The sequence below is a fragment of the Flavobacterium sp. SOK18b genome, from assembly GCF_014156605.1.
Lineage (GTDB): Bacteria > Bacteroidota > Bacteroidia > Flavobacteriales > Flavobacteriaceae > Flavobacterium > Flavobacterium tiangeerense.
This window is the reverse complement of record NZ_QKNZ01000011.1, coordinates 63479-77837: the sequence shown is the minus strand read 5'-3', so window position 1 is coordinate 77837 and position 14359 is coordinate 63479. Positions and strand designations below refer to the sequence as shown.

17 protein-coding genes and 2 tRNA genes are annotated in these 14359 nt (G+C 34.1%); 11 read left to right on the top strand and 8 right to left on the bottom strand.

What is annotated here, in order from left to right; genetic code table 11:
- Position 1 precedes the first annotated feature (1 nt).
- The 9 genes from DNC80_RS02645 to DNC80_RS02605 all read left to right on the top strand — a co-directional run bounded on the left by DNC80_RS02645 (position 2) and on the right by DNC80_RS02605 (position 7873).
- The gene (locus DNC80_RS02645) at positions 2 to 1171 is read left to right on the top strand and encodes a DUF1501 domain-containing protein (protein ID WP_182648976.1); all 1170 of its coding nucleotides are present in this window, start codon (positions 2 to 4) and stop codon (positions 1169 to 1171) included.
- Positions 1172 to 1228: 57 nt separating this feature from the next.
- Positions 1229 to 2125 (top strand): DMT family transporter, encoded by an 897-nt coding sequence (locus DNC80_RS02640; protein ID WP_182648974.1) that lies wholly within the window; start codon positions 1229 to 1231, stop codon positions 2123 to 2125.
- 68 nt (positions 2126 to 2193) lie between these two features.
- On the top strand, positions 2194 to 2547 hold the full coding sequence (locus tag DNC80_RS02635; protein WP_182648972.1) for a MauE/DoxX family redox-associated membrane protein: 354 nt from the start codon (positions 2194 to 2196) through the stop codon (positions 2545 to 2547).
- A gap of 4 nt (positions 2548 to 2551) precedes the next feature.
- Entirely contained in the window at positions 2552 to 3160 is a 609-nt protein-coding gene (locus DNC80_RS02630) for an alpha-ketoglutarate-dependent dioxygenase AlkB (protein ID WP_182648970.1), read from the top strand.
- Between the two features lie 296 nt (positions 3161 to 3456).
- A complete protein-coding gene (locus DNC80_RS02625; protein ID WP_086455130.1) occupies positions 3457 to 3735 on the top strand; it encodes a DUF2805 domain-containing protein in 279 nt (92 codons plus the stop codon).
- Between the two features lie 55 nt (positions 3736 to 3790).
- Positions 3791 to 4132, top strand: coding sequence for a hypothetical protein (locus tag DNC80_RS02620; protein WP_182648969.1), 342 nt, complete (start codon positions 3791 to 3793; stop codon positions 4130 to 4132).
- Positions 4133 to 5074 (top strand): alpha/beta hydrolase, encoded by a 942-nt coding sequence (locus tag DNC80_RS02615; protein ID WP_182648967.1) that lies wholly within the window; start codon positions 4133 to 4135, stop codon positions 5072 to 5074.
- Positions 5075 to 5118: 44 nt separating this feature from the next.
- Complete coding sequence (locus tag DNC80_RS02610; RefSeq protein ID WP_182648965.1) at positions 5119 to 6981, top strand: peptidase M61; 1863 nt, start codon at positions 5119 to 5121, stop codon at positions 6979 to 6981.
- A gap of 181 nt (positions 6982 to 7162) precedes the next feature.
- Entirely contained in the window at positions 7163 to 7873 is a 711-nt protein-coding gene (locus DNC80_RS02605) for a DUF4369 domain-containing protein (RefSeq protein WP_182648964.1), read from the top strand.
- A gap of 221 nt (positions 7874 to 8094) precedes the next feature.
- Here the strand turns inward: DNC80_RS02605 and DNC80_RS02600 are convergent, their stop codons facing one another.
- The 8 genes from DNC80_RS02600 to idi all read right to left on the bottom strand — a co-directional run bounded on the left by DNC80_RS02600 (position 8095) and on the right by idi (position 11880).
- Entirely contained in the window at positions 8095 to 8556 is a 462-nt protein-coding gene (locus DNC80_RS02600; protein WP_182648962.1) for a hypothetical protein, read from the bottom strand.
- Positions 8557 to 8678: 122 nt separating this feature from the next.
- Positions 8679 to 8752, bottom strand: a tRNA-Thr gene (locus DNC80_RS02595).
- 147 nt (positions 8753 to 8899) lie between these two features.
- Positions 8900 to 8973 (bottom strand) — tRNA-Thr (locus DNC80_RS02590).
- Between the two features lie 78 nt (positions 8974 to 9051).
- Positions 9052 to 9318, bottom strand: coding sequence for a hypothetical protein (locus tag DNC80_RS02585; protein ID WP_144893109.1), 267 nt, complete (start codon positions 9316 to 9318; stop codon positions 9052 to 9054).
- Between the two features lie 71 nt (positions 9319 to 9389).
- Complete coding sequence (locus DNC80_RS02580; RefSeq protein WP_182648960.1) at positions 9390 to 10349, bottom strand: type I phosphomannose isomerase catalytic subunit; 960 nt, start codon at positions 10347 to 10349, stop codon at positions 9390 to 9392.
- A 92-nt stretch (positions 10350 to 10441) separates the two neighbouring features.
- Positions 10442 to 10903, bottom strand: a complete 462-nt coding sequence (locus tag DNC80_RS02575) for a peroxiredoxin (protein ID WP_182648958.1) — start codon at positions 10901 to 10903, stop codon at positions 10442 to 10444.
- Positions 10900 to 11310, bottom strand: a complete 411-nt coding sequence (locus tag DNC80_RS02570) for a 6-carboxytetrahydropterin synthase (protein WP_144893103.1) — start codon at positions 11308 to 11310, stop codon at positions 10900 to 10902. The genes DNC80_RS02575 and DNC80_RS02570 overlap by 4 nt, the downstream gene beginning before the upstream one ends.
- Before the next feature lie 12 nt (positions 11311 to 11322).
- Positions 11323 to 11880 (bottom strand): isopentenyl-diphosphate Delta-isomerase, encoded by a 558-nt coding sequence (gene idi / locus DNC80_RS02565; protein ID WP_182648956.1) that lies wholly within the window; start codon positions 11878 to 11880, stop codon positions 11323 to 11325.
- A gap of 382 nt (positions 11881 to 12262) precedes the next feature.
- Between idi and msrB the strand changes: the two genes are divergently transcribed.
- Together msrB and DNC80_RS02555 are read left to right on the top strand one after the other, a co-directional pair.
- Entirely contained in the window at positions 12263 to 12823 is a 561-nt protein-coding gene (gene msrB, locus DNC80_RS02560; protein WP_182648954.1) for a peptide-methionine (R)-S-oxide reductase MsrB, read from the top strand.
- A gap of 207 nt (positions 12824 to 13030) precedes the next feature.
- Positions 13031 to 14338, top strand: a complete 1308-nt coding sequence (locus DNC80_RS02555) for an amidohydrolase (protein ID WP_182648953.1) — start codon at positions 13031 to 13033, stop codon at positions 14336 to 14338.
- Positions 14339 to 14359: the final 21 nt, after the last annotated feature.

The following is a 14359-nucleotide window of genomic DNA, read 5'->3' as shown; positions in this document are numbered from 1 at the left end:
TATGAATAGAAGAAATTTTTTGAACTTAACAGGTACACTTACTGCAGGAACTCTGCTTTTACCTGATTTTTTATATTCTTTTGGGAAACAAAAAAGTATAATTACTGGAGAGCAATGCGTAGTTTTTATTCAACTCAACGGCGGCAATGACGGCCTTAACACGTTTATTCCGTATCAGGATATGATGTATTATGACTTTCGTCCAAAAATTGCAATTTCAAAAAATGAAATAATCCAGTCAGCACAAGGAATGGGTTTTCATCCAGCTTTAAAAAACTTTGCACAAATGCAACAAAGCGGAGACTTAGCTGTAATCCAAAATGTTGGGTACCCAAATCCTGTAAAATCTCATTTTAGAAGTCAGGAAATCTGGCAAACAGCTCCTACAAATCAAGAGTTTTTAAATGATGGTTGGCTAGGGCGTTTCCTGGATTTACAATGTAAGGATCACCAGCCCACTGCAGGGATAAACATTGATACTATTGACAACTTAGCGCTCAAAGGTGATGAACCTAATTCGATCACGGTAAAAGATCCAAACCGATTTCTTGTTGGAAACAAAATGGAGGTCAACTCAAAACTAGCAACTAACCCGCAATTAGACTTTGTTAGAAAAATAGCAAATTCTGTAGTTGAAGGTGCCGATGAGATACAAAATGCCCTAAAAAAAGGTGCTCCCGCTGAAGTGGTGTATCCTAAAACTGGTTTGTCCAAAAATCTAGAATGGATGGCGCGCTTGATCAAAGGAAATCTAAACTCAAAAGTGTATTATACCTCACTGAACGGTTTTGATACACATGATAACCAACTTATAATTCACAACAACAAACTTACAGAACTGAATGATGCTGTATTCAGTTTTTACCAAGACTTAAAGAAAGCGGAGTTGTTAGAGAACGTTACTATAGTAGTTTTTTCTGAATTTGGCCGACGCGTCAAGGACAATGGTAAAGGAACAGATCATGGAACTGCTGCACCTCTATTTGTCATTGGCGGAAGCAATAAAGGAAAAATAATTGGTAACAACCCTAATTTACAAGACTTAGATGGAGGAGATTTAAAACATGAAATCGATTTTAGGAGTGTATATGCATCGCTTTTACAACAAAAAATGGAGTTTGACCCCGCTAAAATTGGGATAAGAAACCCTGAATTAAAAGGACTTTTTTAAAAATGTTTTAAATCACTTTAAAAAACTATCTTTGCCCGCTTTTAAAAAGAGAAAAAAATGATGAAGAATAGTATTTTAAAGGGAGTATTACTTGTGGGACTTGGTGCTACTAGCTACGGAATGTTGGCAACATTTGTAAAAATTGCTTACGGTGAAGGCTTTACAACTCCTGAGGTAACCATTGCTCAATTCACTTATGGAATTTTAGGAATGCTACTAATAAATGCTTTTCAAAAATCAAAAAAAGGGACTGAGGTTGTAAAAGCATCTACAAAAAATATTACCCACTTAATGCTTGCCGGAACCTCACTAGGTATGACAAGTGTATTTTATTATTTAGCTGTAAAATACATACCGGTATCAATTGCTATTGTGCTATTGATGCAAACCGTATGGATGGGGGTTATATTTGAAATGATTTTAGAAAAAAAAGCACCGTCTACACAAAAAATAATATCGGTTTTAATAGTTCTTGCAGGAACCGCCTTGGCTACAAATTTAATCGAAAGTTCGGTAGAGCTAGACTGGCGTGGTATCGTTTTAGGACTCTTGGCCGCCACTTCCTTCACTACTACAATGTTTACTGCAAATAGAGTTGCTACTCAAATTTCATCCGCACAACGCAGTCTTTATATGCTACTTGGCGGAGCGGTAATTGTAACTGGTTTTGCAATAGCTACACAAACAGGCGCCTTTAACTTTGATATTTTTCTTAAATGGGGTATTATATTAGCGCTTTTTGGCACTATCATTCCACCTTTATTATTCAATGCTGGCTTCCCACTTACAGGTATCGGACTAGGCAGTATTGTATCCGCATTGGAACTTCCTGTCTCTGTACTTATGGCCTATTTCTTATTGAGTGAACAAGTAAATAGCCTGCAATGGTTTGGAATTATTTTGATTATAATTGCAATTGTGATTATGAATATCAACTTCAAAAAGACTTTGTAAAGACTATTTGATTCTAAAGAGCTTTATTTTGAGGTTTTTTTTCTAAATTCGTTCTAAATACTTTTACTATGAATTTACCTTGGCATTTGTACGGAATGGCTTTTATATATTTTATTGCTGGAATAAACCATTTCAGGAATCCTAGATTGTACTTAAAAATCATTCCTCCCTATTTCCTAAACCCAAAAGCCCTTAATGCGATAAGCGGCGTTGCTGAGATTATTCTTGGCATAGCATTATGTATACCCCAGCTGTCAAGCGCAGCGGCATGGGGCGTAATTGCTTTGTTAATTGCCATTTTTCCTACTCATATTTACATGTATTTTGATCCTAAAGCAGGTATGGGATTACCAAAATGGGTATTGTTCCTGAGATTACCTTTGCAGTTTGCATTGATTTTTTGGGCCTACCAATACACCTAAAAGTATGGAATCCTTGTTTGAAAATCAAGAACAACCGCTACAATTTCAGGTGCCAGATGCTGAAATCACTTATTACCCTGCCTTTTTTGATTTGGCTACAGCCAATGAAATATTCCAAAGCTTAGTTCAAGATATCCCGTGGCAGCAAGATGACATATGCGTTTTCGGAAAAGTTCACCCACAACCACGATTGACTGCACTTTTTGGCAATGAGGGAAAACCTTATAAGTATTCTAATATTACCATGCAGCCACACCCATGGAATCCGCTGTTACAAAAACTAAAAAAACAAGTAGAGGCTGCTGCTGATACTATTTTCACAACCGTTCTTTTAAATCAATATCGAGATGGAAAAGACAGTAACGGCTGGCATGCAGATAACGAAAAAGAACTGGGAATCAATCCTATAATTGCCTCATTGAGTTTTGGGGCTACACGTAATTTCCAAATGAAGCACAATCATTTAAAGGATCAAAAACTAAACCTTTTACTAGAACATGGGAGTTTACTGATCATGAAAGGAAGTACACAACATTTCTGGAAACATCAAATTCCAAAAACTGCAAAACCTGTAGACCCCAGAATAAACCTTACTTTTAGGGTAATTGTGTAAATATAATTCTTTGATTTACACATTGGTTTTCTTTTGAATTTCAAGAGCTTTTGACATATCTTACCTTTCATTAATCAATAAAATTACATGTATTAATCTCATGTTTCCAAATAGGGTCCTCGCGACAGAATAGTACTAAATAGCAAACATCAAAAAATACTTTAAAAAAAATTCAGGCAACAATAAAAAAAATGATGTTTTGATGAAATCCAATTGATTTTTTTCTTAATATTGGTAACAAATTAGAGATTTACATTATTAACCATTTACAACTTATTTGAATTAATTTTCACGTGATGAAAAAGAGTAACCGAAAAGAATTAAACTGGGAGCAAACAGAAAAACTTGTTACAATGGCTTTAGAAGAAAAAAATCCTTTTGAAATCATTAAAAAAGAATTTGGCTTAGCAGAAAAAGAGATTCTCGAAATCATGAAAAAGAAAATGCCTGCTGAAAAATTCGAAATGTGGAAAAAGAAAGCTGTCGCAAATAAACCAAAACCAAAACCTTTGAAAATTGATGATTTTGACGAAGATTTGGATGGTAAATATTATATAAAAAACAAATTAGATTAAAACACGAAACTCCTGATTTACGGGAGTTTTTTTGTTTGCTTACAATTCAAAAAATATGGTAGCAGTTACAACAATCAACAAAACCATTTCATTCGAAATCATGGGTTGGCACAAAATCTGGTCGTTCCAAAATAAATTAAGTATCCCTAAAGAAAAAATAATAAAGGCGTATCAAGACGAATCAGAATTTACATTTTGGAAAGGTCTCAGAATGCCTGGAACAGAAATTCCTAGATTAATTACAGCGGGTACTTTTTATAAAAACGGAAGGAATTTTTGGGATGTATCCAATAAAAAAAACGCCATTGTTATCACATTACGAGATCATTATTTCAAAAAATTAATCATTGAAGTAGAAAATCCTGAAGCGGTGCTACAACAAATAAACACACCTTAAATGAAAATCATTTACACTTTTGTTTTTATAACGCTAACGGCATGGTGTCATGCTCAAAATAAAAACTTCACAACCAAAGAAGTTGCTATCAACCCGTTGCTAAAGGGAACTTTATATGCACCTAATGAAAGTTCAAAAAAGAAAACTCTTGTAATAGTTATTGCAGGTTCAGGTCCAACAGATAGAGACGGCAACCAAATAAATCTTGTCAATAATTCCCTGAAATTTCTTTGTGAAGGTATAGCCTCACGTGATATTCATGCTTTTAGCTACGACAAAAGGATGTTTGCTATGGCTCAAGCAGGAACCCTAAACGAAGCGTCCTTATCTTTTGAAGACTTTATTACTGATGCAAAAGAAGTAGTGCAGTTTTTTAAAAATCAAAAAATCTATAAAAAAATAGTTGTCATCGGCCACAGTGAAGGAGCATTAATCGGGTTAGTTGCTGCAAGTCAAAACACAGACGCCTACATTTCAATAGCTGGTGCAGGACGGGGTATTGACGCTGTACTTCTGGAACAAATAGCCCTACAAGCACCTTCATTAAAAGACGAAGTCAAGCAAAATTTAGAAATCCTAAAAACAGGCAAAACATTTGAACTCAAAAACCAAATGCTAGCTACAATCTTTAGACCTAGCGTTCAACCTTACATGATTTCGTGGTTAAAGTACCAACCACAAGAGGAAATCAAAAAATTACAGATACCCATATTAATCATCAACGGCACCAAAGATTTACAAGTAAGTGTAGCAGACGCACAACTGCTTCAGCAAGCTAAACCAACTGCTAAACTCGTAATCATAAACAATATGAATCATGTATTTAAAGACATTTCAGGTGATGATTCAGCGAACAAGGCTTCCTATAATAACCCTGAATTACCCAACTCATCTCAACTGCTGGATGAAATAATTTCTTTTATTAAAAATTTAAATATGTAACAAATACAGCAGTAAGCCGACTTACATTAAATAAAATCTATTCCATGAAAAAAATACTATATTCCTTAGCAGTTGTATCAATGCTGTGGAGTTGTAAAACAACAAGCACAACCGCAACATCTGCTGTAAAAGAAGAAGTTAATGTAACAATTGACATTAACAATGTAAAAGAGGACAAGGTGTTAGTAACTGTCGTTGCTCCAAAAATAAAAACTAACGAAATCACATACAGTGTCCCAAAAATAATTCCGGGTACCTACTCCATAGATGATTATGGAAAATACTTGGAAGATTTCAAAGCATTTGATAGCAAAGGCGGACAACTGACCGTTACCAAAACAGATGACAACACTTGGAGCATTCAAAACGCAACTACATTAAGTAAAATAACATACCTTGTTAATGACACTTTTGATACTGAAAAAGGTGGTGGTTTTGGTAAAAATGATGTTTTCTCTCCAGCTGGAACAAATATTGATGCCGGCAAAAACTTCATGCTGAACATGCACGGCTTTGTAGGTTATTTTGACAATAAAAAAGACATACCATACACCGTTACGGTCTCACATCCTGAAACATTGTGGGGCGCTACATCCATGAAAGATCTTGACGTAAGTACCTCAACAGACGTATTTAGCACCCCTAGATACTCAGAACTTGTAGAAAACCCAATCATGTATGCGAAACCGGATTATACTACATTTACTGTTGATGGGATGGAAATATTGATTAGTGTTTTTTCACCAAATGGAAAAGTGACCGCAGAAAGTATTACTCCGGACATGAAAACCATGATGATTGCTCAAAAAACATTTTTAGGTAAAATAAATGCTACAAAAAAATACACTGTATTGCTATACTTATCAAGCATGACCCCTACAGATGCAAAAGGTTTTGGTGCACTAGAACACCCTACCGCTACCACGGTTGTACTTCCAGAGGCAATGCCTAAGGCTGAGCTCGTAAATGCAATGAAAGATGTGGTTTCACATGAATTTTTTCACATTGTAACTCCGTTAACAATTCACTCTAAAGAAATTCACTATTTTGATTTTAATACCCCAAAAATGTCCGAACATTTATGGATGTATGAAGGGATTACAGAATATTTTGCAAATCTTTTCCAGATCAATCAAGGTTTAATTACTGAAGAAGAATTTTACACGCGAATGGCTGAAAAAATTGAAAACTCAAAAAAACTAAACGACACCATGCCTTTCACAACCATGAGTGCCAATGTTTTGACAGAGCCTTACAAAGCACAATACTTAAACGTATATGAAAAAGGAGCACTTATAGGAATGTGTTTGGATATCATCATCAGAGAAAAAAGTAATGGTGAAAGAGGTATTCTAGATTTAATGCAGAAATTATCTGTGGAATATGGCGTTTCAAAACCATTTAATGACAAAGAACTTTTTGACAAAATAACTTCATTTACGTATCCTGAAGTAGGTGATTTCTTAAGGACTTATGTAGCAGGTCCTACTCCTATTCCTTATGAATCTTTTCTAGCTAAAGTAGGAGTTGTAAAAACATCTGAAAAAGTTCCAGCAAATGTATTCCTTAAAGGTCAAGTTCCGTACATTACAGTAGACCAGGCAACAAAGGAAATTAGTATCATCCCAAACATAGAACTTAATGTATTTTACAGCACTTTAGGACTTGTGGGAGGTGACACCATTCTTGCCATCAATGACAAAGCTTACTCGCTTACTAATATTTACGAAATGATAACTGATAGCCAAAAATGGAAAGAGGATGATTCAGTTGCTGTAAAAATTAAACGTAACGGCGTAGAACAAGTGATCAAAGGAAAAGTAAAACTTCCTTACGAAGACAAGGAAGAACTCAAAGCTACAGATGTATCTAAAACCACACTAAAACAAGCATGGTTAAAAGGATAATAATTTTAACTCAATAAACAGAATCCTAATTTAGAAATAAATTAGGATTTTTTTTGTAAAATAAAAAAAACACAACAGCATTCCAACATTTTTCTTTATTTTGCGCCACAATAACAATGAAACCAAAACCGCTGTACAACGCTTATAAACAGCACTATTTAATCACAACATCAATATCAACATGAAAAAAACAATATTTGCTCTTGTTACTCTAGCATTATTATCTTCTTGTAATAAAGAAGATGCAAAAGGCAACCTACACATTACAGGAAACATCAAAGGTTTAAAAAAAGGGACTCTATACTTGCAAAGAATAGTAGATACAACACTAGTTCCATTAGATACTATAAATATCGATGGAAATGCAGCCTTTGAAAGTCATATTAACCTAGAATCACCAGAAATGCTGTATTTATTCCTTGATAGAGGTGTAAGTAATTCATTAGATAACAACCTTTCCTTTTTTGCAGAACCAGGTAACATGACTATTGACACTAGTTTAGACAATTATTTAATGGATGCCAAAGTTACAGGGTCAAAAAACAATGAGGTATTTGAAGAATACAAATTAATAAAAACTCGTTTTAATGAAGAAAACTTGGAGTTAATCCAAAAGAAATTTAGCGCAATTAAAACCAAAAACAACAACAAAATTGACAGTTTAAGTGCTAAGCAAGATTCTAACTTAAAAAGAAGGTATTTATTTGCTACAAATTTTGCTTTAAATAATAGAGATTATGAAGTTGCTCCTTACATTGCCTTATCTGAAATATACGATATCAACTTAAAATACTTAGATACCATCCAAAAAGCAATGTCACCTAAAGTAGCACAATCTCTTTATGGAAAAAAGCTAACAAAATATGTAAGCTCGTTGAAAAAACAAGAATAAACAAAATCTGTTTTGAAACATTTTAAACTGCCCAAGAAGATATTTTTTGGGCAGTTTTTTTATGCTTTTCTTGAAATGTGTTTTAAAAAACCTCACTAGTAAATACTTAATACTAAAGTTTCTTAAAAAAGTGATGTCTGCTATTTAAAGACAAAGGTCTGCCTTCAATTGTAGTTGGTTAATAAAATATAATGCAAGCTACAATATTGCAAAATGGGTGCTTAAAAGGATGAGAAGAGCCCCATAAACATCATTCCTACAAGAAGCAATACGTATAATGAAAAAACTACCAAGGTCATAATTCCAATATATTTATAGTGTGATTTCAAATATCTAAATGAAAGGGTTAAAGCAGCCGTGTCACTATTTTTTATGGCCACTTTAGCATTTGAAGCAAATTTATTCAGGTAATAGATCGGAAAAAAATAAAGTGCTCCTATCAAAATATAAACGAATGCAATCCCTAAACCCATTGACGATTCTAAAAACCCCATTGAATTACTAGTACTACCTACAACTGCAAACGTTATTCCTAGAATTAAAGCAATCAAGACAATAAACCCTACGCCTATAAATCCTAGAATAGACAAATAATAAGCCCATTTTGCAGTTTCAGCTAATAAATCTTTGGCGGTTGTAGTAATTTGTAAATCGAAATTTTCAACGGTAGTTTGTTCTTCCATAATTAATAGATGTTAGTGTTAGTTTTCAAATATAACAATAACAATCAATTTAAAAGAATATTATGTAAGTAATTATTGCCATAAAAAAAACCACCTAATAAAAATTAGATGGTTTATAGAAGAGCCGGCGGAGGGACTCGAACCCACGACCTGCTGATTACAAATCAGCTGCTCTAGCCAACTGAGCTACGCTGGCGACTCATTACTGGTGCAAATATAATGCTGTTTTTTAATTAAACAAATATTTTATTTAAATATATTTCAAATATCTTTCATCCTACTGCAACCTAGACATTTATTTATATTCCAAAAAAAAACCACCTAAAAAGGTGGTTTTACAATGAGCCGGCGGAGGGACTCGAACCCACGACCTGCTGATTACAAATCAGCTGCTCTAGCCAACTGAGCTACGCTGGCGTCTCATTTCGAGTGCAAATATAGAGATGAATTTGACTTATCCAAAATAATTTTGCAATTTTTTGTCAATTAATTTGACTACAATTCGTTGATTTTAGTAATCAATTGATTTGCAGTTTGTTCTAATTCTACATTGATTTGCTTAAAATGTGCTTTTTTGTTTTCAACATTTTTAGCATTTACTTTAGTAATCAAAACATCAAAAGCTGCAATAGCCTCATCAATTAAATTATTTGTTTCTGTAGTAGGTTTTCCTGTTGTAGAAATTTCATATAAGTAAACTGCTTCAATAATATCACCTAAAACGTAATTGATGTCTTTCTTTAAATTTTTAACGTTTGCCATTTTTATTTTTTTAAAATTTGATTTTTAATTTGCGTTTGCAAAAGTACATATAATCTTTCTATTCCTGACTATTAAATGTAAATTTCTAAAATAGAAGCTTTTCCACTGATTACAAAAGCATTTATGTATGCAGGAATCAATAGTGTATCTCCTTTTTTATATTGGTATACTTTTTCATTTAGTTCTAAACTAAAATTGCCATCAACACACATGTATACTGTAAAGGATTCATTTGTTTTACTAATTGAAACCTCACCATCTAACGGCAAAAAGTTAGTTGTAAAATAAGGACATTGAACCATTTCATTAGAAAGGTTAAACTCTTTTAAATAGTGTCTTTGAGTATTTACCCTATTGTAATTAATAGCATCCAAAGCTAAATCAACATGAAGCTCTCTTGTGTTTCCAGTAGCATCCACCCTATCAAAATCATAAATGCGATAGGTAATATCAGATGTTTGCTGTATCTCTGCCACCACCATCCCGGCTCCTATAGCATGTACAGTCCCTGTTTCTAAAAAGAAAACATCACCTACAAAAACCTTCTTTTGATCTAAAATAGAAAGCAAAGTTTTATTTTTCAAGCTAGAGACATATTCCCCTGCATTTGAATTATTTTTGAAACCAACAATAATTTTAGCGTCTTCATCAGCCTGCATAACATACCACATCTCTGTTTTTCCAAAAGATTGATGTCTAGCTTGCGCCAATGCGTCATTAGGATGAACCTGAATGGATAGATCCTCTCGAGCATCTAAATATTTAAAAAGGAGCGGAAATTGAAGTCCGAATTTTTCATAAACTCGTTTTCCAAGAATTTCCTCAGGAAACTCATCTAATATCGTCGTCAATGATTTTCCTTTCCAAACTCCATTTGAAACCACGCTTATATCACCCGCAACTGCCGATAGCTCCCAGCTTTCACCTGTAATAGATGAAGTAATGGGTTTGCCTAGAACATTTTTTAGTTTTTCACCACCCCAAATTCTTTCTTTGAGTATGGGTTCAAATTGTAAAGGATAAAATTGCATTATGAGATGTGTACTCGTTGTTAAGATTAAAGATAAAGAACTGCCTAATAGACAGCTTCAAATTTGTTTGATATGAAGAATTGGTGAAAAATTTACAAAACTAGTTTTTTTATCGCCTGTAATGCCTTAGGTATGTGTTTTGTTGCCAATACGCTATCAAAAACCATCTGGACAACACCTTGTTTATCTGTCACATACGTCACTCTTCCTGGCACTAAACCAAAAAGGCCAGTAGGTACTCCAAAACTTTTACGTATTGATTTATCACTATCTGATAGCAATATAAAAGGCAGTTTAAATTGCTTAGAAAATTTCTGGTGAGACGCTGTACTGTCACTACTTATCCCTATAACTTCGGCTCCTAAATCTTTAAAATCTTCATATTGATCCCTAAAACTACAAGCTTGGGCAGTACATCCAGGTGTATTATCTTTTGGATAAAAATAAATCACTAAAGGCTTATGCCCTACAACACTTGCGCTGTCAAAGGTGTTGCCATCTGTATCAATAGCTGTAAAATGCGGAATTACATCTCCTACTTTTAATTCTTTCATTGTCCTTTATAGGTTACAAAGTTACGCGGTGTTTCATACAATACTACTTCCAAATCAAATTCGGGTTTGATTTTCTTTTTGATTTTATTCCAAATTACAACTACAATATTCTCAGCTGTGGGATTCAAATCTTTAAAATCTGGCACATCTAAATTTAAGTTTTTGTGATCAAATTGATTCTCAACTTCCTCTTTAATTATGTCACTTAAGAATTTTACGTCCATAACATAACCTGTTTCGGGATCAATTTCACCAGTTACACTTACTATTAAATCGTAATTATGTCCGTGGAAGTTGGGGTTATTACACTTCCCAAACACGGCGTCATTCTGTTCGAAAGTCCAATCCTTTCTATACAATCTATGTGCTGCATTAAAATGAGCTTTTCTGGAAATGGTAACTTTCATATTATATAGAAATTAGTTGTTTTTTATGTTGTTCGAAGTTAAAGGGCTTTTATGTTCCTCAAGATAATGATAAAACTCGTCAAAAATAATTTTGAACCATACGGTATACAATTCAGGATGAACGTCCATATCTTTTTTCACGTCTTCAATTTTCATCCATTTCCAGCTTTCTACCTCATCCCTATTAATTACCGGAGTCTCATTGTAATACCCTATCATAACATGATCCAGCTCGTGTTCTGTTAACCCATTATCAAAAGGTGCTTTGTATATAAAATGAAACAACTCTTTCAGCTCAGTCACAAAACCCATTTCTTCATGCAATCTTCTTGTTCCAGCTTGAATATTAGTCTCTCCCTCTCTTTGATGACTACAACAGGTATTGGTCCACAATAATGGGGAATGGTATTTTTGATGTGCTCGTTGTTGTAGCATGATTTCATTTTGGCTATTTAAAACAAAAACAGAAAAGGCACGATGCAAAACAGCTTTTTGATGCGCTTCTAGTTTTGGCATAAGCCCAATTTGTTCGTCGTGTTCATTGACTAAGATTACATTTTCTTCTGGCATGTTTGTATATTATGACTTCAAAAGTACGAAAAAAAATAATGGGATTAAGTGTTTAACATTCTGTTTCGAATTGTTCAATCTCATTTGAAAACATTTCTATTTAATTTAGTTAACAGAAAATTTCAATACTAAATCAACTACTTTATTTCATTTTTACAAATGGAACAAAACCTTATTAAACAAGTCATTGGAGCTGTTGTACAATTAAATCACCTTGCTATGCTATCAAATACCTATTCCATGAAAAACTTTTGTAATTCAAAATCTAAACTTTGTTTTTTAACGTAAATAACAATAGTTAAATCAAGGCTTAAAACTGTTAATTCATTAAAAATAAGAGTGCTTGAAACTAAAATGAATTTATATTTGTAAAAAAGAAATCATGAAAAACACACTCACTTTTTTTTGCGTCCTATTCGCAATACCGCTTTTTATGTTTACTGCCTGTGCACAAAACACAGTCAAAAAACAACCTTTAAATAAAACCACTACAAGTGGAACAGTACTTTCAAAACCTGAAAATCCATATTATTCCAATACCGATGCGGCAAAACTCAATGTTAGTAATGCCGAATGGAAAAAAGTTTTACCCGCGGATGTTTATGACGTTACGCGAAATGCGGACACCGAAAGACCTTTTACAGGAAAATATTGGAATACTGATGAGAAAGGAACGTATTATTGTGCCGCTTGTGGGAATAAATTGTTCCGATCTGGTGCTAAATTTTCTAGTAATTGCGGCTGGCCAAGTTTTTTTGAACAAGATAATAAGAACAGCGTAGTTTACAAAAATGATAATTCACTGGGAATGGAACGCATCGAAGCCCTTTGCGGACGATGTGATGGTCATTTAGGGCACCTTTTTGATGATGGTCCAGAGCCAACAGGTAAAAGATATTGTATGAACTCTATAGCTCTTGACTTTATTCCTGACAACAAATAAAGAGAAAAAAAAAGCCCTATAGATTCTTTACAACCTCAAAAAAACCAGCTTGAAAACATATTTTCAAGCTGGTTTTTTTATTTTGAGCAACGAGAAGTTAAAAGTCAACAATTTGAAAAATATTCATTACTTTTGAAAAAATCCGTTTTAAATTTGATCACTTTAATTCATTTGCTTTAAGCGGTTTACACCTAATATTTACACGAAATGAACACCTATTACGTACTACCTTGTTTACTACTGTTTTCAATTGGAACACAAGCCCAAAATAGCGCATTGAAAAGCAAAATCGCCACAAAAGCAGCTGCTATGGAGTCGAAAGTAGTAGATTGGAGGCGAGATTTTCATCAAAATCCAGAATTAGGAAATCGCGAATTTAAAACTGCAGAAAAAATAGCAACCCATTTGCGAAGCTTAGGAATTGAAGTTCAAACTGGAATTGCCAAAACCGGAGTTGTAGGTATTTTAAAAGGAGGAAAACCAGGGCCTGTTGTTGCTTTACGAGCAGATATGGATGCCTTACCCGTAAGTGAACGAGCAAATTTACCCTTTGCCTCAAAAGCTACTGGTGAATATAATGGAACTAATGTGGGCGTAATGCATGCTTGCGGTCATGACACTCACGTAGCCATGTTGATGGGTACTGCCGAAATTTTGGCTTCAGTTAAAAGTGAAATAAAAGGAACAGTAAAATTTATTTTTCAACCCGCTGAAGAAGGACCTCCAGAAGGTGAAGAAGGAGGAGCTGAATTGATGGTTAAAGAAGGCGTTTTGAACAACCCAAAAGTGGATGTTATTTTTGGGCTACACATTAATGCTCAAACCGAAGTGGGCCAAATCAAATACCGACCAAAAGGAACCATGGCTTCCTCAGATTGGTTTACCATAAAAGTAAACGGCAAACAATCTCATGGCGCATATCCATGGCAATCTATTGATCCTATTGTTACAGCCTCACAAATTATAATAGGTTTACAAACTATTGTTAGCAGAAATGTAAACCTCTCGCAAAACGCTGCCGTGGTAAGTGTAGGTCAAATTAATGCTGGTGTTCGAAGTAACATTATCCCGGAGTCTCTAACGATGACCGGCACCATTAGAACATTAGATGCAGAAACGCAAGATTTCATTCATGGCAAAATAAAAACGATAGCTACAAATATTGCTACAAGTGCAGGTGGCTCGGCTGAAGTTGCAATTTATAAAAAAACTTTAATCACTTATAACGAGCCCTCACTTACAGAGCAAATGCTTCCTACCTTGCAAGAAGCTGCCGGAAAAGAGAATGTTATTTTAACCGAAGCGGTAACCGGAGCTGAAGATTTTTCATTCTACCAAGCAAAAATACCGGGTTTATATTATTTTATTGGAGGAATGCCAAAAGGTAAAAAACCGAGTGATATGCCCTCACACCATACACCCGACTTTTATATTGACGAAGGTAGTTTTGTACTTGGAATGACCACTATGGCACATCTTACTTTAGATTATATGGATATGAAAACCAAAAAATAATTCAACAATCTAAGTAAGTAT